15 protein-coding genes and 2 tRNA genes are annotated in these 21524 nt (G+C 40.6%); 8 read left to right on the forward strand and 9 right to left on the reverse strand.

All coding sequences use genetic code 11. The annotated features are described in order from the left end of the window. Position 1: 1 nt before the first annotated feature. Entirely contained in the window at positions 2-1045 is a 1044-nt protein-coding gene (locus QSE00_RS06865) for a beta-1,6-galactofuranosyltransferase (RefSeq protein ID WP_286105410.1), read from the reverse strand. Between the two features lie 139 nt (positions 1046-1184). On the opposite strand from QSE00_RS06865, the gene glf reads away from it, so the two are divergent. Continuing rightward, positions 1185-2282: a UDP-galactopyranose mutase gene (gene glf / locus QSE00_RS06870; protein WP_110358279.1), complete on the forward strand. Its 1098-nt coding sequence runs from the start codon at positions 1185-1187 to the stop codon at positions 2280-2282. A gap of 6 nt (positions 2283-2288) precedes the next feature. Here glf and thrC read toward each other — a convergent pair whose 3' ends face one another. The 4 genes from thrC to QSE00_RS06890 all read right to left on the reverse strand — a co-directional run bounded on the left by thrC (position 2289) and on the right by QSE00_RS06890 (position 7276). Beyond that, positions 2289-3584 (reverse strand): threonine synthase, encoded by a 1296-nt coding sequence (thrC, locus tag QSE00_RS06875; RefSeq protein ID WP_286105411.1) that lies wholly within the window; start codon positions 3582-3584, stop codon positions 2289-2291. A 68-nt stretch (positions 3585-3652) separates the two neighbouring features. Then, positions 3653-4585: a homoserine kinase gene (locus QSE00_RS06880; RefSeq protein ID WP_286105412.1), complete on the reverse strand. Its 933-nt coding sequence runs from the start codon at positions 4583-4585 to the stop codon at positions 3653-3655. Between the two features lie 36 nt (positions 4586-4621). Continuing rightward, positions 4622-7066, reverse strand: a complete 2445-nt coding sequence (thrA, locus tag QSE00_RS06885) for a bifunctional aspartate kinase/homoserine dehydrogenase I (protein ID WP_110358276.1) — start codon at positions 7064-7066, stop codon at positions 4622-4624. Positions 7067-7135: 69 nt separating this feature from the next. Further along, on the reverse strand, positions 7136-7276 hold the full coding sequence (locus QSE00_RS06890) for a hypothetical protein (RefSeq protein ID WP_181422964.1): 141 nt from the start codon (positions 7274-7276) through the stop codon (positions 7136-7138). Positions 7277-7334: 58 nt separating this feature from the next. On the opposite strand from QSE00_RS06890, the gene QSE00_RS06895 reads away from it, so the two are divergent. After that, complete coding sequence (locus tag QSE00_RS06895; RefSeq protein ID WP_286105413.1) at positions 7335-8876, forward strand: NAD(P)H-hydrate dehydratase; 1542 nt, start codon at positions 7335-7337, stop codon at positions 8874-8876. Positions 8877-8886: 10 nt separating this feature from the next. Here the strand turns inward: QSE00_RS06895 and QSE00_RS06900 are convergent, their stop codons facing one another. Both QSE00_RS06900 and QSE00_RS06905 read right to left on the reverse strand, forming a co-directional pair. Further along, positions 8887-9297 carry an STAS/SEC14 domain-containing protein gene (locus QSE00_RS06900; protein WP_110358274.1) on the reverse strand — a complete coding sequence of 137 codons (411 nt, stop codon included), beginning with the start codon at positions 9295-9297 and terminating at the stop codon, positions 8887-8889. 206 nt (positions 9298-9503) lie between these two features. Further along, a complete protein-coding gene (locus tag QSE00_RS06905) occupies positions 9504-12056 on the reverse strand; it encodes an ATP-dependent Clp protease ATP-binding subunit (protein WP_110358273.1) in 2553 nt (850 codons plus the stop codon). Between the two features lie 256 nt (positions 12057-12312). Here QSE00_RS06905 and gyrA point away from each other — a divergent pair, with 256 nt between their 5' ends. Both gyrA and QSE00_RS06915 read left to right on the forward strand, forming a co-directional pair. Then, positions 12313-14844: a DNA gyrase subunit A gene (gene gyrA, locus QSE00_RS06910; RefSeq protein ID WP_110358272.1), complete on the forward strand. Its 2532-nt coding sequence runs from the start codon at positions 12313-12315 to the stop codon at positions 14842-14844. Between the two features lie 33 nt (positions 14845-14877). Further along, positions 14878-16140, forward strand: coding sequence for a tetratricopeptide repeat protein (locus QSE00_RS06915; RefSeq protein ID WP_110358271.1), 1263 nt, complete (start codon positions 14878-14880; stop codon positions 16138-16140). 54 nt (positions 16141-16194) lie between these two features. Here QSE00_RS06915 and QSE00_RS06920 read toward each other — a convergent pair whose 3' ends face one another. Together QSE00_RS06920 and QSE00_RS06925 are read right to left on the reverse strand one after the other, a co-directional pair. After that, complete coding sequence (locus QSE00_RS06920; RefSeq protein ID WP_286105414.1) at positions 16195-16947, reverse strand: C40 family peptidase; 753 nt, start codon at positions 16945-16947, stop codon at positions 16195-16197. A 22-nt stretch (positions 16948-16969) separates the two neighbouring features. Next, positions 16970-18145 carry an acetyl-CoA C-acyltransferase gene (locus QSE00_RS06925; RefSeq protein WP_110358310.1) on the reverse strand — a complete coding sequence of 392 codons (1176 nt, stop codon included), beginning with the start codon at positions 18143-18145 and terminating at the stop codon, positions 16970-16972. Between the two features lie 237 nt (positions 18146-18382). Between QSE00_RS06925 and QSE00_RS06930 the strand changes: the two genes are divergently transcribed. The 4 genes from QSE00_RS06930 (at position 18383) to QSE00_RS06945 (ending at position 21151) form a co-directional block, all read left to right on the forward strand. Continuing rightward, a complete protein-coding gene (locus QSE00_RS06930) occupies positions 18383-20431 on the forward strand; it encodes an HD family phosphohydrolase (RefSeq protein WP_286105415.1) in 2049 nt (682 codons plus the stop codon). A gap of 155 nt (positions 20432-20586) precedes the next feature. Further along, positions 20587-20670: transfer RNA gene (locus QSE00_RS06935), tRNA-Ser, on the forward strand. Between the two features lie 176 nt (positions 20671-20846). Next, on the forward strand, positions 20847-21086 hold the full coding sequence (locus QSE00_RS06940) for a GIY-YIG nuclease family protein (protein WP_286105416.1): 240 nt from the start codon (positions 20847-20849) through the stop codon (positions 21084-21086). Next, positions 21077-21151, forward strand: a tRNA-Pro gene (locus QSE00_RS06945). The genes QSE00_RS06940 and QSE00_RS06945 overlap by 10 nt, the downstream gene beginning before the upstream one ends. Positions 21152-21524: the final 373 nt, after the last annotated feature.

Raw genomic sequence — 21524 nt, forward strand, 5'->3', positions numbered from 1 at the left:
ACTAGGAAAGTTCTAAGAGTGCCTTCTCCATAGCCACTTTTAAAAATCCACCGGAAATAATCTGTTCCCTAACTTCGGCTACATTTTTTACCATTTTTTGGTAGTCCCCATTGGATAGGGTTTTTAATTTTCCGTCCAATTCCTCCAGGGAGGAAATGCAAATGCCCAACTGGCGTTCTTTTATGACGGCGGCAATGGCCGCCTTATCCCAGATAATTATTGGAAGGCCACAGAGCAAGTATAGAGATGTCTTGTGGGGATTGTTATATAAAAGGTATTGTCCAAAATGGCCTGCACATTCGTCTATGGAATTTCCGTTCCAGACCAAGCCGAAGGAACCCCTTATGTGTTTGGCAACGTCATCCGGGGAAAACATGCCCTCAAAACTTATGATGGTGTTGGCTGGGTCCACATCGTTTTTGATAAAACCGCTACCATATAATTTTAAATGGAAACTATTGTTTTTTAAGGCGTCCAATTTATAAATAAAGGCACTTTTTGCAATTCCCAAGCCACCGGCGAAAACCACATCGAATAAGCCATTATTGGAAAGCTCCGGTGCAGTATAGTCATTGTTGTCGTCCAAATAATCGAACATGTACAAGGGTATCAATTTGGCAGTGGCCCCTTGTTGTTCGAACCATTTTTTCATGTTGTCGTTATGAACAATAATTACATCGGCACAGGAGAATTTTTTCATTTCCCGGGCAATGTCCCTGTTTTTTCCCATGAGGTATTTAACATCATGAATGATCAGTACGATTTTACATTTTTTTATACCGGCTATGGTAGTGATATATTTAAAATATTTGCTCAACGGGTATTGGATGGCCAAAGTGGAATTTTTGGGCAAACGGATTAGCCCTTTGGTTATTCCAAAAAAACTTACTATCGCACCTATGGCAGAACTGGCATAAGTGGTCTGTTTAAAACCTAAATTCCTAAAGCCCATGGTGTCCAGGATCCGCTCACAATCGGTTTTTGGCTTGGAGGCCGCGCTATTGGTAGCTTTGTAATTTCGGGAGATATAATACAAATTGGTCATTACAGGTCGGTTATATAAGCTATGCAAATATAACCATGTTATAGTAAAGCGGAATTTTTTTTTGATTTCAATTCAAAAACGTGATAATATACATTAGTTTTACTTCCTTACAAATGCAATTCGCTCTAATTACGTTAAAATGAAATACGATTACCTAGTTGTGGGAGCTGGACTTTTTGGTGCTGTTTTTGCCCATGAGGCCAAAAAGAAGGGTAAAAAATGCTTGGTAATTGATAAACGCCCACATTTGGGGGGCAATGTTTATTGTGAGGAAGTGGAGGGTATAAATGTCCATAAGTACGGAGCCCATATTTTTCATACCAACGACAAAGCAATTTGGGATTATGTAAATGGATTTGTAGAATTTAATAGGTATACCAATTCGCCCGTAGCAAATTACAAGGGTGAACTTTTTAATTTGCCCTTCAATATGAACACCTTTTATCAATTGTGGAAGGTACAGACGCCCGAGGAGGCCAAGTTGGTTATTGCAGAACAGGTTAGCGAAGTAGGGGTAGACAGTCCAAAAAACTTGGAAGAGCAGGCCTTGACATTGGTGGGCAAGGATATATACGAAAAGTTGATTAAAGGATATACGGAAAAGCAATGGGGTAGAAAGGCGACCGAGTTGCCGGCATTTATTATTAAAAGGTTGCCATTGCGATTTACCTTCGATAATAATTACTTCAATGATAAATACCAAGGTATCCCCATTGGCGGATACAACAAGTTGGTGAATGGCTTGTTGGATGGAATTGAAACACGGTTGGAAGTAGACTTTTTTAAGGATAAGACGGAACTAATGTCATTGGCAGATCAAGTGGTTTTTACCGGTAAGATTGATGAATTTTACGATTACCGCTATGGTAAACTGGAATACAGGAGTTTGGATTTTAAGCACGAAACCTTGGATATTGAAAATTACCAAGGCAATGCAGTCGTAAATTATACAGCTTCAGAAATTCCATATACACGTATTTTGGAACATAAGCATTTTGAATTTGGAACGCAAAAAAAGACCGTAATAACCAAGGAATATCCAACGGAATGGTCGGGCAATAAAGAGCCTTACTATCCTATCAATGATGTAAGGAACAATGAAATTTATTCCAAGTACAAAACCCTGTCCCAAAAGGACGATATTATTTTTGGAGGAAGACTGGCCGAGTATAAATACTATGATATGCATCAAGTAATTGCTTCGGCATTGGCCAAATGCAAAAAAATCTTTAACTAGATAGATTTATTTACCCAATAGATAAGCTTTTAATTGGTCGTATTGGGAGATTTTAATCGACTTTTTCTTTTTGTCCATTACTTTTACGATGCTCTTCGGCAAATCGATATTTTCACGGATAGTATCCTCTACAACATCCAAAAACTTCACTGGGTGTGCGGTTTCCAGAAAGATACCATAGGTGTCCGGATGGGCTTGTTGGTGTTTCTTAAGGCCTAAATAACCAACAGCCCCATGTGGATCGGCAACATAGGTGTAGTCATTGTATAATTCCAACATGGCTTCCCTGGTCTCGTCATCCGTAAAGGAATAGGAAGAAAGGTTCTTGGACAGCTCCTCAAAATTATCCTTGTACAAATGTCTTATTCTGATAAAATTACTGGGGTCACCTACATCCATGGCATTGGAAATGGTGGCAATGGAAGCTTTTGGGTCATATGCGCCCGTTTTCATGTATCTTGGTACAACGTCGTTTACATTCGTAGAAGCAATAAAATGTTTGCACGGCATTCCCAATTTTTGTGCCATGATACCGGCACAAATGTTTCCAAAATTTCCGCTAGGAACGGAAAATACAATATCCTTTCCCTTGGATTTCATCTCCTTGTATGCGAACAGGAAATAAAACATCTGGGGGAGCCATCTGGCCACATTGATACTATTGGCCGAGGTCAGTTGCTTGTTTTGGATCAAGTCTTCGTCCAGGAAAGCTGTCTTTACCATATTTTGGCAGACGTCAAAAGTGCCTTCAACTTCCAGGGCGGTAATGTTTTTGCCCAAGGTGGTCAGCTGTTTTTCTTGAATATCGCTGACCTTTCCACTAGGATATAGAATAACAACCTTAACCCCGTCAACACCAAGAAATCCATTTGCCACTGCACCTCCGGTATCTCCTGATGTCGCCACCAATACTGTTACGTCTTGGGTGGTCCCGGTTGAAAAATAACCAAGACATCTCGCCATAAATCTCGCACCCACATCTTTAAAGGCCAGTGTTGGGCCATGAAAAAGTTCCAATGCTGCCACCTTGTCCCCAATTTCCACAAGGGGAAAATCAAAATCCAAAACATCTGCAAGAATTTCTTTTAGCGCCGGTTCTGGAATATCCTTGCCTACAAATTGTTGTATGGCCAGGAAGGCAATTTCATGATTGGTGTAATCTTCTATATTGTTAAAAAAATCCTTTGGAAGCGCTTCGATCATTTCAGGGAAATATAACCCACGATCAGGGGCAATTCCTTTTATAACTGCATCTTTGAAGGATACATTGGGAGCTTGTTGGTTTAGGCTATAAAAGTTCATTTTTATTAATGTTAGAATGAGTTGTAGTTTTTGGGTTCAAATTTAAATGCCGCTAACGGCATATAGTATTAACCTTCTAGAATTTTAATCCCTTGCGTATTTATTTTGGAAACATGAACGTCATAATCCACCCCTATTTTTTCGTATACCTTTTTCATGGCTTGGGCCACTTCAAGAGCATTTTCCTTACCCTTGCTCAATGCAAATATTGAAGGTCCTGAACCTGAAATTCCACAGCCCAAGGCGCCTGCTGCTATGGCATCTTCCTTGACTTTGTCGAATCCGGGAATAAGAATGGATCTAATGGGCTCTATAATGTGGTCTATCAAGGATCTACCTATTAGGTCGTAGTCATTGGTAAATAGCCCGGCAATTAGTCCGCCTACATTTCCCCATTGTTTAATTCCGTCTTCTAGGGAAATGGATGTTTTTAGTATTCTTCTGGAGTCTGAAGTCCTTACTTCTATTTGCGGGTGAATTACCGTTGCGTATAGCTCTGGAGGAGTCGGTATCTTTACGATATCCAAAGGTTGGTAACTGCGCACCAAGGTGAACCCACCAAATAGGGCGGGGGCTACATTGTCCGCATGGGCGACCCCGCTCGCCAATCGCTCTCCTTCCATGGCAAATTTCACCAACTCTAGATTGCTAAAGGGGCTGCCCAATAGTTGGTTCATGGCCCATACTGCCCCTGTGGAACTGGCAGCACTACTTCCTATGCCGCTGCCGGCCTTTATTTTCTTGTAAATCTCAATTTCAAATCCGCCAACATGATCACTTTCCGCCAGCAAGGCCAAACCGGCAACACCAGCAACATTTTGTAGGATTTCGGTTGGTAGATCCTGTCCTGTGAGCTTGGTGATCTTTATTCCTTTTTCATCGGTTCTCCTTACCACCATCTCATCGCCTACCGAATCGAGGGCAAGTCCCAGAACATCAAAGCCGCAAGAAATATTGGCGATGGTAGCTGGACAGAAAATTCTAATTTCGTTAGTTTTCATTTTTAATCAAATAAATTTCACGTGTGCCAGGTTTCTTTAAAAATTACCGATACGTATAATATCTGCAAAAATTCCAGAGGCAGTAACATCTGCCCCGGCCCCGGCTCCTTTAATAATCATTGGTTGGTTTGGGTAGCGCTCTGTGTAGAACAATACAATATTGTCACTCCCTTCCAAATTATAAAAATCATGTCCCTTGGGGATGCGCTGTAAGCCTACACTGGCTTTGCCGTTTTCGAACTGTGCAACATATTTCAATTTGCTATCTTCGTCTATGGCCTTCTTGTACATTTCTTGAAATGATGCCTCATGCTTCGTCAAGGTCTTGAAGAAATCTTCATTGTTGGTTGTTTCCAAGCTCTCTTTGGGCAAGAAAGGGTTGTTTTGGATATCCTCTATATTTAGTACATTACCACTTTCCCTTGCCAAGATCAATATTTTGCGCATAACGTCCACCCCGCTTAGATCAATTTTGGGGTCGGGCTCGGTATAGCCTTCCACTTGGGCTTGCTTCACAATATCATGAAAGGTAGTGTTATCGTTAAAATTGTTGAATACAAAATTTAAACTTCCAGAAAGTACCGCTTGAATTTTCAACACTTTGTCACCTGAGGCCACTAGGTGCTTTAAGGTGTCTATAATAGGCAGTCCGGCACCTACATTTGTTTCAAAAAGAAAAGGCGCATTGTACTGTCTTGCCAGGTCCTTTAACTCCTGATAATTGTCGTAGGCGGATGAACAGGCTATTTTATTACAGGTAACAACGGATATGCTATTCCTTAAATATGAGTTATAGGTTTCCGAGACTGTCTGACTGGCGGTATTGTCTACAAAAATACTATTTCTGTAATTGAGTTTTTTTACCTTCTCGAAGAATAGCTCTAGATTGGTCTTTTCTCCCTTGCCCAGTAATTCTTCCCAGTTTTTAAGGGCAATGCCATCTTCATCAAAAATCATAGTCCTCGAATTGGACATGCCGATAACGCGGATGTTCAGTTTTAGTTTTTCCTTCAAATATTTCTTTTGTGATTGTATCTGGTGTAAGAACTTTGCACCTACATTACCAACGCCCATAACAAAGAGGTTTAACTGCTTTACATTTTCTTCAAAAAATTCTTCGTGTAAAGTATTGAGTGCCTTTTTTACATCCTCCTTAAGGATTACGGCAGATATGTTCCTTTCGGAAGCGCCTTGCGCTATGGCACGGATATTAACGTTGTTCTTACCTAGGGTACTGAACATTTTTCCGCTGAGACCTTGGTGGCTTTTCATGTTGTCGCCGACTAGGGCAATGATGGCCAAATCTTTCTCTGCCGCCACCGGTTTTATTTTTCCAAGGGAGATTTCAATATCAAATGCATCATTGATAACTTGAACCGCATGGTCAGCGTCCTGATTGTCTATTCCTATGCAGATGGAATGTTCGGAAGACGCTTGGGTAATCATTACAACACTGATACCAGCAGTTGAAAGTACTTCGAAAAAGCGTTTTGATATACCTGTAATTCCCACCATACCTGGACCTTCAAGGGAAACAAGGGCAATATTTTCTACATGGCTTATTCCCCGCACAGTTTTACCTTGTCCATTTTTGTTCTTGGTAATTAAAGTACCTGGGGCTTCTGGGTCAAAGGTGTTTTTTATAACTATGGAAATACCTTTGGTCAGTACCGGTTGGATCGTGGGCGGATAAAGAACCTTCGCCCCAAAATGCGATAGTTCCATGGCCTCTTCATAAGATATATGCGGAATGGCCATAGCCTGTTTTACTATTTTGGGGTTGGCGGTATACATGCCGCTTACGTCCGTCCATATTTCCAGAATTTCCGCATTTATGGCATTTGCAACAATAGCAGCCGTATAGTCCGATCCTCCACGCCCCAAGGTGGTGGAATCGCCATTTACGGCCGAAGCAATAAAACCTCCCATAATAATTATGGAATTATTGCATTGGGAGGAGTAGTCAATAATATTCTTGTTCGTCAGATCAAAGTTAACGGCCGCTTTCCCAAAACTGGAATTTGTTTTTATAAGTTGTCGGCTATCGGCATGTACGGTATCTATACCTTCAACAATAAAATATTCGTTTATTATATAGGAAGACAGCAACTCTCCGTAGCTAACGATTTTGTCCGATAATTTAGGTGTAATCTCCCCTATTAAATAGGCTCCTTCCAAAAGTGTTTCCAGCGTATTGAGCTCACTCTTAACTTTACTAAGCACTTTACTTTGGGAATGAATGGGAATAAGCTCTTTAATGGTCAGGAGGTGTCTGTCCTCTATTTCCTTTAATATGGTTTTATAGGCTTGTTCCTGTGCCGAGGCCAGGGCTGCTGTCTTTAAAAGAAGATCTGTTATTCCGCCAAGAGCTGAAACTACTACGATGGTTTTGTTGGACCCAAGATCGGCGATAATATTTTTTACTAATCTTATATTATTGGCGTTGGCCACTGAAGTGCCACCGAATTTTAGAACTTTCATGGTTCAAAGGTATTAAGTAAGGAAAATTGAATTTTGATAAAATTGTTTAACAGACGTATATGTAGTAGCTTACCCCAAAGGGGTAGTGGTGCTGATAACGGTAATGGCAATGCAACCATCTATAAATGGTGTATTAAGTAGTTTATTGTCCGTATTGTTATATGTCATCACAAGAATAAAGAACCAAATGTAGTATTTTTGATTGCCCAATCAAATGTTTTGACGGATTTTTACTAAATCAACAATTTTTACTAAATATTCTTATTGAATGAAGATTTTTAATGCAAAACAGATATACGAAGCTGATAAATTCACAATAAATAAGCATAAAATTACCAGTGGGCAGCTTATGGAACGGGCTGCAATCCAGGTTTTTAATTGGATGCATTCCAGAATGCAGGGCGCCCAGACAAAAATCCATTTGTTTTGCGGTATCGGCAATAATGGAGGGGATGGACTTGTTCTTGCCAGACATTTGCAGGATCACGGTTATAATATAGAGGTCTTTGTTGTTAACTATAGCGAACACCGATCTAAGGATTTTTTAATTAATCTGGATCGATTAAAGGAGAAAGGTGTTTGGCCCGACTTTCTAAGTGAACAATCTGAATTTCCCTCAATAGGCAAAGAGGATATAGTTGTGGATGCCATTTTTGGCATAGGACTCAATAGGGTGCCCGATGACTGGGTGATCGGTTTAATGGAGCACCTTAATAATTCAAATGCTTTTATTTTGGCCATAGACATGCCTTCCGGACTTTTCATGGAAGCGGGTCTCACCCATACGGAAGGTGTTATAAAAGCGAATTATGTGCTTACTTTTCAAGTACCGAAACTTGTTTTTTTTCTTCCTGAAACGGGTAAATATATAGATCATTGGGAGGTTCTGGATATTGGTTTGGACCAGGAGTTTTTGTTCGGTTTGAAACCGCAATATGAGCTGATAGGCAAGAACGAGGTATTGTCCTTATATATTCCAAGAGAGAGGTTTTCACATAAAGGCACCTATGGACATTCCTTGATCATTGGAGGAAGTTACGGAAAGATAGGGGCCGTTGTATTGGCAGCCAAGGGAAGTATGTTGGCAGGGAGCGGATTGGTTACGACCTATGTTCCCCGGTGTGGGTATTTGCCTTTGCAAACGGCACTGCCGGAAGCCATGGTAATTACCGATAAAGAAGAACTGGAAATTTCCAAAATTGATTTCGGCTTGGTTCCTAGTGCGATTGGTATCGGTGTTGGAATGGGGACAACTGTGGCTACTGTTAAGGCATTTTCAGAATTTATGAAGGGGAATAAACTGCCTTTGGTCATTGATGCCGACGGATTGAACATTCTTTCCAAAAATCGCGACTTATTTAAAAAAATGCCTCCCCAGACCGTTTTGACCCCACACCCAAAGGAGTTGGAGCGCATTATAGGTAAATGGACCGATGACTTTGATAAGTTAAAAAAAGCAAAGCAGTTCTCTGAAAAATACGATTGCATTTTAGTTATAAAAGGGGCAAACACCATTACAATTTATAAGGATATGGGCTATGTTAATACCTCTGGAAATCCGGGCATGGCCACTGGGGGTAGTGGGGATGTGTTAACAGGGGTGATCACAGGCTTGCTGGCTCAGGGCTATTCCCCAATGAATGCGGCTATTTTTGGGGTGTACATTCATGGGAGGGCTGCTGACATTGCTGTGGAGGAATGTGGTTTTCAAGCCTTGATCGCCAGTGGTATTCTAGATAACATTGGCAAGGCCTATCTAGACCTTTTTCAAGTAGCCGAACCCGATGCTCCCCCTGCAGAAAGAGAGTAATGGCATGCCATTACTCTGCATTGGAAGTTCTTACCCGCCTTTTGATCCACATCAGGGCATTGTCCTGATCAATGAAGAATTTCATAGGTTTTTTGTAAAATAGTTTTTCGATATTAAAATTGTGCATGTCTATTTCCTTTATGGAGACTACTGCAAATGCCTTAATATTTTCTATTTCCCTAATTTGATTGTATACCATTGGATCAATGGCGTACGAATTCTTTCTTAAACTTATGTAACCGAAGTTTTTATTTCTGAAATGTATTTCCATTATACCAATTATTTGAAATACTCTTTCTTTGGTTATGGTGCTTCCTTCGTCAAAAATAGAAACCATGTAATCGTCAAATACCTGTACTTTTCCAATGTCCAGTTGATATTCTCGTACGATAATAGTCTTCTTGGGTCGTCCGACTTTCATTCTCCGTAATTTATATAGTGTGTCTGCAGCGAATGTAGAATTAACTATAACTATTATAAAAATTATTAGATTAAAGACACTTTAATCGTTTATGTGGAATGGAAATGGGCTAACTGTGATTCATTTCTTACAAATACGTAGGGATAAATAAAAAAAGGAGTAGCATTTGGCTACTCCTTTTTTGGTGTTTATTAGTGATGTCCAAGTTAGGTTTTGGACGACTTTTCTGCTTTTTTGATCTTAATGGTGAGTTCTTCCTTGGCTTCATCAAGTTCCATGTGAATAGTATCGCCTTCCTCCAATTTGGAATTTACGATTTCTTCGGCCAGAGCATCTTCAATATATTTTTGAATGGCTCTTTTAAGCGGCCTAGCTCCGTATTGTTTATCGAAGCCTTTTTCGGCAATATAATCCTTGGCTTTGTCGGATAGCTGTAAATCATACCCAATTTCCTTGATCCTGAGGAACAATTTGTTCAGCTCAATATCGATGATCCTATGGATATCTTCGCGTTCCAAAGAATTAAATACAACAACGTCATCTATTCTGTTTAAGAATTCCGGAGCAAAGGCCTTCTTCAAGGCGTTCTCGATAACACTTTTTTGATGGGTGTCTGCCTGGGCCTTTTTTGCCGAAGTTCCAAAACCAACTCCTTGGCCAAAATCCTTAAGTTGTCTCGCGCCAATGTTGGAGGTCATTATAATGATCGTATTTCTAAAATCGATCTTTCTTCCAAGGCTATCCGTTAAATAACCATCATCCAGTACTTGTAGGAGCATATTGAACACATCGGGGTGTGCTTTTTCAATCTCATCCAACAAAATTACCGAATAGGGCTTACGGCGTACTTTTTCTGTCAACTGTCCACCTTCTTCATAGCCAACATATCCTGGAGGGGCACCTACAAGTCTTGATATGGCGAACTTCTCCATATACTCGCTCATATCCACTCGGATCAAGGCGTCTTCGGAATCGAACAGCTCCTTGGCCAATATTTTGGCAAGTTGTGTTTTACCAACCCCGGTCTGCCCTAAAAATATAAAGGAACCTATAGGTTTGTTCGGATCTTTTAGACCGGCTCTGTTACGTTGAATTGCTTTGGCAACTTTGGCAACTGCTTCGTCCTGACCAATTACATTGCTTTTGATAAGTTTGGGCAGTTCGGCCAATTTGTTGCTTTCTGTCTGTGCAATCCTATTAACCGGTATACCGCTCATCATGGAAACTACGTCCGCAACATTGTCTTCTGTAACGGTTTCCTTATGAAGTTTGCTGTCTTCCTCCCATCGTTCTTGAGCAATGGCCAAATCTTTTTCTATTCGTTTTTCATCGTCCCTAAGCTTGGCGGCCTCCTCGTATTTTTGTTTTTTTACGACCGTATTTTTAAGATCGCGAACGTCTTCCAATTGCTTCTCCAGTTCCAAAATTTGTTTGGGAACATCCATATTTACGATATGCACCCGCGAACCGGCTTCGTCCAGGGCATCGATGGCCTTGTCCGGTAAATATCGGTCCGTCATATACCTATTGGTTAGGTTTACACAGGCAACAATGGCTTCATCGGTGTAAATTACGTTATGGTGGTCTTCGTATTTGCCTTTGATGTTTTTTAAGATCTCAATGGTCTCATTAACAGTGGTAGGCTCAACGATAACCTTCTGGAATCTTCTTTCCAGGGCACCATCTTTTTCTATGTATTGCCTATACTCATCCAGAGTAGTGGCTCCAATACATTGAATTTCACCTCTGGCAAGAGCCGGCTTAAACATATTGGAGGCATCCAAACTGCCTGTGGCACCACCGGCCCCGACAATAGTGTGGATCTCATCGATGAACAGGATAACATCGTCGTTTTTTTCCAGTTCGTTCATAACCGCCTTCATTCGCTCCTCAAATTGGCCGCGGTATTTGGTCCCGGCAACCAAAGAAGCCAAATCCAAGGTTACCACCCTTTTGTTGTAGAGGATTCTGGAAACTTTTTTGTTGATGATCCTAAGGGCAAGTCCTTCGGCAATGGCACTTTTACCAACACCTGGTTCTCCTATTAACAGAGGATTGTTCTTTTTTCTTCTGCTTAGAATTTGGGAAACCCTTTCAATTTCTTTTTCACGGCCCACAACGGGGTCCAATTTGTTTTCCTCGGCCATTTTGGTCAGGTCGCGACCAAAATTGTCCAATACCGGGGTTTTCGATTTTTTACTTCCTTTTTGCCCGGTACTAGAAGATCCAAAAGTGCCTTCTTTTTCTTCATTGGGCTCATCGGAATCACTGGGAAAGGATTCCGAAGTAGGTGAGTCTATATAGTCGTCATCACTTGTTATCATTGATTTAAACTGGTCTTTTACTCCATCATAATCCACCTTTAATTTATGCAATAATTTAGTGGTTGGGTCATTTTCATTACGTAAAATACACAGTAACAAATGGGCCGTATTGATAGAGGAGCTTTGAAATAATTTAGCTTCGAGAAATGTTGTTTTCAGCGCACGTTCCGCCTGTCTGGTCAGGTGCAGGTTCTTTTTGTCCTTTTGTGCAGCACCGGCATTTGGATTGGCGGGACTTAATATCTCCACTTTTCTTCTCAAGTGATCCAAGTCCACGTCCAATGCGTCTAAAATGCTTATTGCTTTTCCATTACCGTCCCGCAGTAATCCCAGCATTAAATGCTCGGTTCCAATAAAGTCGTGGCCCAATCTGAGGGCCTCTTCCTTACTGTAAGCAATAACATCTTTTACTCTAGGGGAAAAATTGTCGTCCATAAAATATCCTTTCAACTTTAAAAATAGTAAATCTATACCAATCTATGGCAAATACTATACCTAATATTCGTTAAACGTAGTGGATTTGCCGAAATAAGCCATTTTTTGGAAAAAAATTAACAATCAAATCGTTATCCGAACCCCATATTGTAGGTGTTAATAAATTCTTTACAAAAGTATGTCCTAAGTACTTGTATAGTGTCGATTTTACGTATATTGTCCTGCTTTTTTAACTAAAATAAATAGAAGATTTTAAATGGCAGAAGGAGAAAAATTAATTCCGATTAACATTGAAGATGAAATGAAATCTGCCTACATTGATTATTCAATGTCGGTCATTGTGTCACGTGCCCTGCCAGATGTTAGGGATGGTTTAAAGCCAGTGCATAGAAGGGTTTTGTTCGGTATGCATGAGTTAGGTGTTAGATCTAATAGTGCCCATAAGAAATCCGCGCGTATTGTCGGGGAAGTATTAGGTAAGTATCATCCGCATGGAGATACTTCTGTTTATGATTCCATGGTCCGTATGGCCCAGGAATGGAGTTTAAGGTATATGTTGGTCGATGGCCAAGGTAACTTTGGTTCCGTTGATGGTGACAGTCCAGCAGCAATGCGTTATACGGAAGCCCGTATGCGGAAGATTGCGGACGATATGTTGGCCGATATAGACAAGGATACCGTAGATCATCAGCTTAATTTTGATGACTCCTTGCAGGAACCTACGGTTCTTCCAACAAGGATACCTAATTTATTGATCAATGGTGCCTCCGGTATTGCAGTGGGTATGGCTACCAATATGCCGCCCCATAACCTTTCCGAGGTAGTGGACGGTACCGTAGCTTATATTGACAATAATGATATTGAGATCGATGAGCTGATCACACATATTAAGGCACCGGATTTTCCAACAGGAGGTATAATTTATGGCTATGACGGGGTGAAGGAAGCGTTCCATACCGGTCGCGGTCGTGTAGTTATGAGGGCGAAGGCCAGTTTTGAGGAAGTTCAGGGTAGGGAGAGTATAGTGGTGACGGAAATTCCGTATCAGATCAACAAGGCGGACATGATCAAGAAGACTGCCGATTTGATCAATGAAAAAAAGATCGACGGTATTTCAACTATTAGGGATGAATCGGATAGGAACGGTATGCGTATCGTATATATCCTAAAGCGGGATGCTATTCCAAATATCGTTCTCAATACCCTATATAAGTATACTTCCTTACAGTCTTCATTTAGTGTTAATAATATTGCCTTGGTGAACGGAAGGCCACAACTGTTGAATGTCAAGGAGATGATCCATTATTTTGTGGAGCACCGTCATGAAGTAGTGGTAAGGCGTACAGAGTTTGAATTGAAGAAGGCCGAAGACAGGGCCCATATCTTGGAAGGACTTATAATTGCCTCGGATAATATAGACGAGGTTATTGCAATTATAAGGGCTTCCTCCAATGCCGATGAGGCAAGGGAAAAGCTTATGGAGCGCTTCAAGCTTAGTGAAATTCAAGCTAAGGCCATTGTTGAAATGCGTTTACGCCAATTGACTGGACTGGAGCAGGATAAATTAAGATCGGAATATGAAGAAATAATCTTGACCATTGCGGATTTGAAGGATATCCTGGCCAAGAAAGAGCGTAGGATGCAGATTATTAAGGATGAGCTGCTGGAAGTTAAGGACAAGTATGGGGATAACCGCCGTTCGGAAATAAATTTTGCAGGTGGCGACCTTAGTATGGAGGATATGATTCCGGATGAACAAGTGGTGATTACCATTTCACATGCAGGTTATATTAAAAGAACTCCCCTTACTGAATACAAGACACAGAACAGGGGTGGTGTTGGTCAAAAAGCATCTTCCACCAGAAATGAAGATTTCTTGGAGCATCTTTTTGTAGGTACCAACCATCAATATATGTTGTTCTTTACCCAAAAGGGTAAATGTTTCTGGATGCGCGTATATGAAATTCCAGAGGGAACCAAAACTTCCAAAGGGCGTGCCATCCAAAACTTGATCAATATAGAGAACGATGATATGGTGAAAGCCTTTATCTGTACCCAGGATCTAAAGGATGAGGAATATGTAAATAGCCATTATGTTATTATGGCCACTAAAAAGGGTGTCGTTAAAAAAACATCTTTGGAACAATATTCAAGGCCAAGACAGAATGGTATTAATGCGATCAGTATCCGTGAGGACGATGAGCTATTGGAAGCCAAACTTACTACAGGATCTAGTCAGATATTCCTTGGGCTTAAGTCAGGAAAAGCCATTAGGTTCGAGGAGGTAAAGACGAGACCTATGGGTAGGAATGCATCCGGTGTTCGCGGAATTACTTTGGCACATGAAAAGGATGAGGTTATCGGCATGGTGGCTGTGCATAATTTTGAGGAAGAAATATTGGTGGTATCGGAGAATGGGTACGGTAAACGTTCCAGTATTGAAGACTATAGAATCACCAATAGGGGAGGTAAAGGGGTGAAGACCATTTCCATTACCGACAAAACAGGTGGTTTGGTGGCCATCAAAAATGTTTCGGACTCGGATGATTTAATGATTATCAATAAATCGGGCATTGCCATTAGAATGAGTGTTGAGGATTTAAGGGTAATGGGTAGGGCTACACAGGGAGTTCGACTCATAAATATTAAAGGCAACGACTCTATTGCCGCCGTAGCTAAAGTGATGAAGGATGAGGATGAATTGGATGATATTAAAACATTGGATGTTGATGCCAACGAAGAAGATGGCACGGCTCTTGATAATGATAGTGCGGAAACCAAAGAATAACATGTAAACACTAATAAGTAAATTTAATTTGAAATGAAAACAAATATTATAATACTCTCGACTATGCTTTTTTCGGTAGTCGGAATTGCTCAAAAGGATGAGATAAAAAAGGCTGATAAGGCTTTAAAATCGGGCGATGCCATGGCGGCAAAAACAGCATTGGACGGTGCATCTTCGCTAATTGCCAGTGCGGATGAAAAAATGCAGGCACAATATTATTTTTTAAGGGGAAGCGCTTATGCCGAACTGGCTAAAAAAGGTACCGCGGGGGCTTTTGATGAGGCTATTTCCTCTTTTAAAAAGGTGAGTGAAGTAGAAAAGAAAAGCGGTAAGGCCAAATACGGATCGGATGCCAAGGAAAGACTTTCCGGTATGACCGCCGACCTGATCAATTCCGCTGTGGAAGATAACAATAACAAAAAGTACGAAGAAGCGGCAGGGAAACTCTATATGGGCTATCAATTGAGCCCTCAGGATACCGTCTATCTATATTATGCGGCCAGTAGTGCCGTAAATGGAGGTCATTATGAGAAGGCACTCAAATACTACAATGAGTTAAAGGATTTGGGTTATGATGGAGGCGGAATGGTCTATAAGGCAACCAACGTGTCCACCGGCGAAGTGGAGGAGATGGAGAAAACACAAAGAGAGTTGATGGTGAAATCTGGAGCTTATAAAGATCCGGTAGACGAGAAAACTCCTTCTAAAACTACCGAAATTGTTAAGAATATTGCCTTGATCTATACACAATTGGGGCAAGATGACAAGGCCTTGGATGCCTATAAGGATGCCCGGGCAAAAGATCCAAATGACGTAAACCTAATTTTGAACGAAGCCAATCTTTACTACAAGATGGGCGATAAGGAGAAATTTAAGGCTTTAATGGCGGAGGCTTCGGAAGTTGCCCCGGATAATCCCGATCTGTTCTACAATGTAGGTGTAATCAATATGGAACAAGGTAATATTGAAGATGCCAGAAAGGCATATAGAAGGGCTATAGAAATTAATCCAGGGTATGTGAATGCCCAATTGAACCTTTCAACCACTTATGTTAATGAGGGTAATGGTTTAATAGATGAAATGAATTCACTTGGAAATTCCAAAAAAGATATCGCTAGGTATGACGAACTAAAAGAGCAAAAAGACAGTTTGTTCCGAGATGGTGCCATTATTTTGGAAGACGCATTGAAATTGAATCCGGACAATCAAAGTATTCTTTCCCAGTTGAAGAATATTTATGGTGCCTTAGGGGATAATGAAAACTTCTTGCGCCTTAAAAAGCTTACCGGAGAGTAATAACAGCATTCAGAAATATACCAAAAGGCCCATCGCAAAGCGATGGGCTTTTTTTTATATAATTTTTTTAATCACCCTTAGTTTATGGGTATAGGTGTTGGTATCATTATTGAAAATCCCTGTATGGTCTATTCTGTCAATTCGGACCTTGCCAAAGGAATGTATAACATAATTGTTCTCCATAATAATCCCAACGTGGTCTATAACACCCTCATTATTATCGAAAAAGGCTAGATCCCCTGGTTCGCTTTCCTCAATAAAACTTAAGGCCTCCCCTTGGGTAGATTGCTGTTGGGCTCCCCTGAGCAAACGATAGCCGTTTGTTTTATAGGCCATTTGGGTAAATCCTGGACCATCAATTCCAAAAGCGGTTTTACCGCCCCAAAGATAAGGAGCGTTTAAATAAAGAAGGGCTTTGTTTAGGAGTTGGTCCTTGTCTTGTTTGCCAAGGGTGAACGAGCCGTCGAATTTGTGGTTTAAAGGGCAGTTTTTTGGGATGCAAGATCCTAGGACAATAGGGAGCAATATAAGGTGTTCTGTTTCAATAAAGGAAATAAGCTCGGAAGAAACTCTTGTAGATTCCAAACTTTCCATTTCCTCGTAAAGGTCCTCGTCAATAAGGGTGAATTGCTGATTGTTGATCCAACCTTCAAAATTATCGAAAGCATTGCGGATCTTGCTCCATTTTTTTCTTTGGTCCAATACCTTAAAATGTTCCCCGTATAAAAGTTGGGAAACCATTTCGCTGGTGTCGTCTGCAACGGAACGCATAGGGACAATGCTAAGGTGGCAAATACCGTATTGCATGGGCTTGCTTTACAAGAAATTATTAATTTCTTTCTATAATTATTGCAGAGGCACCTCCGCCGCCATTACAAATGGCCGCTGCTCCTATTTTGGCATTGTTTTGATCCAGTACGTTGAGTAATGTAATAATGATCCTGGCTCCCGAGCAGCCCAAGGGATGACCTAGGGAAACCGCCCCCCCATTTACATTTACATTTTTGTCTGTAAGGCCAAGTATTTTCATATTGGCCAGGCCAACTACGGAGAAGGCCTCGTTAAATTCAAAATAATCAACATCGTCCATCCCGATACCGGCTTTGGTCAATGCTTTTGGAAGGGCTTTTGCCGGGGCGGTTGTAAACCACTTTGGCTCTTGTGCCGCATCGGCATAGCTTTTTATAGTTGCCAAAGGCTTCAGTCCCAGTTCTTTTGCTTTTTCACCGCTCATTAATACCAAAGCTGCAGCTCCATCATTGATAGTTGATGCATTGGCTGCCGTTACTGTACCATCCTTGGAAAATGCAGGTCGCAAGCCCGGTATTTTATCCAGTTTAACATTTTTAAATTCTTCGTCTTCTGTTACCAGAATAGGTTCGCCCCTTCTTTGCGGAACTTCCACGGGTACTACTTCATTGGCAAATTTTCCATTGGCCCAGGCATCCGCAGATCTCTTGTAGGATTGAATTGCAAAATTATCTTGGTCTTCCCTGCTAAATTCGAATTCAATAGCGCAGGCATCCGCACACGTCCCCATGGCCTGTTGGTCATAAGCATCAACAAGTCCATCTTTCTGCATACCATCGATTAGGGTGGCAGGCCCAAATTTTTGGCCACTCCTCAAATGAATGTAATGAGGTATCAGGCTCATGTTTTCCATACCCCCTGCAACAACTATATTGGTGTCTCCCAACGCTATGGACTGTGCGGCCATCATCACCGATTTCATTCCAGAGGCGCAGACCTTGTTGATGGTAGTACAGGGTACTGTATTGGGAATGCCGGCAAAAATGGCAGCCTGTCTAGCTGGCGCCTGACCGGTTCCAGCTTGAACAACATTCCCCATTAGAACTTCCTCCACCTGGGAAGGGTCTAAATCTATTTTGCTCAATGCACCCTTAATGGCAATAGCGCCAAGTTGAGGTGCCGTAATGGTAGACAATGCTCCCATAAAGCTCCCTATGGGTGTTCTAACAGCGGAAACGATCACAACATCTTTCATCAAGTTCATTTTTATTATTTGCGAATTTAATAAATTAATGTGCAATGGGATACGCAGCGGGAGATTATTACAAGTTAATTGTGAATCTACATCGGCATTTTAGTAGTTGGTAACGGTTCAAATAAAGCTTGCGCTGGTAGTGAATATTCTTTAAGTGGCTTTCAAAAGTAGTGTTATTTGGGTAAAGTATCATTTTACGTTTATATTTTTCTATTTTTGAATATATATACTTTCCGTATGCGCACTTTTTTGGATAGCCTTTATAAAAACCAATCACTGGTTTATAAGTATTTTTTATATTTCTCGGCTGTTTTCTTTATTGTATTCTTTTTTCCACGTGGCGGAAAATTTAAGTATGAATACCAAAAGGGGAAGCCTTGGCAGTACGACAATTTTTATGCTCCTTTTGATTTTTCTGTCAATAAGGGTGAGGAGGAAATTACTAAGGAAAAGGAGAAAATAGAAAGTAATCATATAGACTACTATTATTATGACACCAAAATAGTAGCAGAAGTAGATAGCACAATAAGCAAGGAGCTGGGAAAGGTTTTTAATTCCTCCAATTTTAGCCAGAATGAACTGGAAAGGATTCAAGAGGTTGCCAATGACATTTTGACGGAGCTTTATGCGAATGGTATTCTTTCCAAAATTGAACGTAGGAGTACTAGGAATAGTCTTTACGTTGTAAAGAACAATGAAGCCACTAAGTTAAATTTTGATGATGTATACAGCTTATCGGAGGTAGAGGAGGTTATTGGCAAAAAATTGGCCCAAACCAATTTAACGGCTTATGAGTCCTCCTTTCAGGAGTTGTTCTTCAATTTTATAAAGCCCAATGTTAGTTTTGATGCGGATTTGTCCAATAAGGAGCTTGAGTCCGAATATTCAAAGATTTCCTATACGTTGGGGAATGTGGATGAGGGCAAGCTTATAATTGCCAAGGGGGAAGTGGTGGAACAGGAGGATGTTAGGGTGCTGGATTCCCTGAAAAGGGAGTATGAGTCGGAAGTATGGGGCGAGAATAATCAATATTTTATATTGTTCGGTTATACCGTATTGGTAGCCATGGTTTTAATGATGTTTTTTCTTTTTCTTAAAAAATATCGCCCGGAAATCTATAGGGACAATACAAAAGTGACCTTTATTATTGTGAATATTCTCATCATGGTATTTTTGACCACCATGGTGGTGAAATACGATGTAGAGTATGTTTTTGTGGTTCCCTTATGTATTCTGCCCTTGGTACTCAAGACCTTTTTTGACGCAAGAATGGGGCTTTTTGTACATGTTCTTACCGTTTTGATTTTAGGTTTTGTGGTACCTAACAGCTTCGAATATATATTTCTCCAAACATTGGCGGGTATTGTTACCATTTTGTCTGTTTCAGAACTATATAAAAGGGCCAATTTATTTATCTCGGTGGGTCAAATAACCCTGATTTATATTATCGGTTATTTTGCTTTTCATATGATTCATGAGGGGAACTTGGAAGATATACAGTGGTTGGCTTTTGGGTATTTTTTCTTAAATGGAATGATTACCCTGTTTGTTCAGCCACTAATTTATATCCATGAGAAAATATTCGGTTTGGTGTCCGATGTATCTTTATTGGAATTGTCCGATACCAACTCCAAATTATTAAAGGAGTTATCCAATAAGGCGCCAGGAACTTTTCATCATTCCCTTCAAGTGGCCAATTTGGCCGAAGCAGCGGCGAATGAAATTGGAGCCAATGCCATGCTTGTAAGGGTAGGGGCACTGTACCATGACATAGGAAAAATGAACAACCCAACCTATTTTACCGAAAACCAGATTACCAATGTAAACCCTCATGATGACCTTGAGCCTAGGGATGCCGCAGCTATCATTATTAACCATGTTATTGAGGGTATAGAAATAGCAAGAAAGAATAAGGTGCCGGATCGTGTAATAGATTTTATACGTACCCATCATGGAACCTCCTTGGTTTTTTATTTTTACAAAAAGCAGGAGGCTTTGGAAGGAGATGTCAATGAAGAGGATTTTAGATATCCTGGTCCGATTCCATTTTCTAAGGAAACCGCCATTTTAATGATGGCAGACTCTGTGGAAGCTGCTTCCAAAAGTTTAAAGAATCCAACTTTTTTAATTATCGATGAATTTGTGGAAAAGATTATTGAAGGCCAAATCAAGGCCGATCAGTTTTTAAATGCCAATATTACCTTTAAGGAAATTGAAGCCGTAAAGAAAATTTTGAAACAGAAACTGGTCAATATTTATCATTTAAGGGTAGAATACCCGGAGTAGTCGATTTTTGGAAATGTTTGAGGCTTAATTAGATAAGTTGGGTAAATGGTAAAATAGTAATGACAAGTAAAAAAAAAATGAAAAATTGTTGCGTTCTTATGAATGAAAAAGTACATTTGCAACCGCATTTTTAATGCGCGAGCTTTAAAATTATTGGAGAGGTGCCGGAGTGGTAACGGAGCAGATTGCTAATCTGTCGACGGGTAACTGTCGCCAGGGTTCGAGTCCCTGTCTCTCCGCTTTTTTTTTAAGGTAGTATTGTTGAGATGGTTTTAACCATTCTCGGTGGGTACCACGCTGATGGCGTCGCAGGTCTAGTCCGGCTTGCAAAGCCCAAGGCATTGTTATCGCGCCGCGTTTGGGACGCGGATGTCGTCACGCTTTGGGCGTGACCACCCGAAGAAAGATAGTACATATGTTCGTTTATATTTTATTTAGCGAGAAACGTTCAAAATATTACGTAGGTCAAACTGCTGATATTGAAAGAAGATTAAAAAGACATAATCAAGGAGTAGTTCCTTTTATTAAGAGTGGGACGCCTTGGAAATTAATTTTGCAAATTGAAGTTTTATCACGATCTGAGGCATTGGTCTTGGAGCGTAAAATAAAAAAGAGAGGAGCAAAACGTTTTATAGATGACCATTTCGGGGTGTAGCGTAGCCCGGTTATCGCGCCGCGTTTGGGACGCGGAGGTCGCAGGTTCGAATCCTGCCACCCCGACGAACCTAGAAATAGGTAGTAGTAAAAACACTGTTAATCAATTGATTTTCAGTGTTTTTTGTTTTTACACATTTTATTTGATATCAAATGATATCATATGTGCACACCTAATTCGGTGTGCAAATCGGTGTGCAACGGTTCACTGGAATTGTAGTAACTTGAAAGAACTTTAGGGTAGTATTTGACTTTTTTCCTTAGTGATCATTGTCTAACTAAAGCCGTTTCAAATGAAAACAAACCAGACCTTTACGGGATCAAGTCCGAAATCTGGGTTTTTACCATTTTAAGAATATAATTTAATCAAGCGATATAAGAAGTATTCCGTATTCCTGACTCCCCTAAATTGTGATCTAAAAGCCTTTACTTTGGCATT

It is taken from the genome of Arenibacter flavimaris (assembly GCF_030291335.1).
Lineage (GTDB): Bacteria > Bacteroidota > Bacteroidia > Flavobacteriales > Flavobacteriaceae > Arenibacter.

Coding starts and splice junctions, on each gene's coding strand:
- QSE00_RS06865 (WP_286105410.1), bottom strand. CDS start 1,045: ATGACCAATTTGTATTATATCTCCCGAAATTACAAAGCTACCAATAGC.
- glf (WP_110358279.1), top strand. CDS start 1,185: ATGAAATACGATTACCTAGTTGTGGGAGCTGGACTTTTTGGTGCTGTT.
- thrC (WP_286105411.1), bottom strand. CDS start 3,584: ATGAACTTTTATAGCCTAAACCAACAAGCTCCCAATGTATCCTTCAAA.
- QSE00_RS06880 (WP_286105412.1), bottom strand. CDS start 4,585: ATGAAAACTAACGAAATTAGAATTTTCTGTCCAGCTACCATCGCCAAT.
- thrA (WP_110358276.1), bottom strand. CDS start 7,066: ATGAAAGTTCTAAAATTCGGTGGCACTTCAGTGGCCAACGCCAATAAT.
- QSE00_RS06895 (WP_286105413.1), top strand. CDS start 7,335: ATGAAGATTTTTAATGCAAAACAGATATACGAAGCTGATAAATTCACA.
- QSE00_RS06900 (WP_110358274.1), bottom strand. CDS start 9,297: ATGAAAGTCGGACGACCCAAGAAGACTATTATCGTACGAGAATATCAA.
- QSE00_RS06905 (WP_110358273.1), bottom strand. CDS start 12,056: ATGGACGACAATTTTTCCCCTAGAGTAAAAGATGTTATTGCTTACAGT.
- gyrA (WP_110358272.1), top strand. CDS start 12,313: ATGGCAGAAGGAGAAAAATTAATTCCGATTAACATTGAAGATGAAATG.
- QSE00_RS06915 (WP_110358271.1), top strand. CDS start 14,878: ATGAAAACAAATATTATAATACTCTCGACTATGCTTTTTTCGGTAGTC.
- QSE00_RS06920 (WP_286105414.1), bottom strand. CDS start 16,947: ATGCAATACGGTATTTGCCACCTTAGCATTGTCCCTATGCGTTCCGTT.
- QSE00_RS06925 (WP_110358310.1), bottom strand. CDS start 18,145: ATGAAAGATGTTGTGATCGTTTCCGCTGTTAGAACACCCATAGGGAGC.
- QSE00_RS06930 (WP_286105415.1), top strand. CDS start 18,383: ATGCGCACTTTTTTGGATAGCCTTTATAAAAACCAATCACTGGTTTAT.
- QSE00_RS06940 (WP_286105416.1), top strand. CDS start 20,847: ATGTTCGTTTATATTTTATTTAGCGAGAAACGTTCAAAATATTACGTA.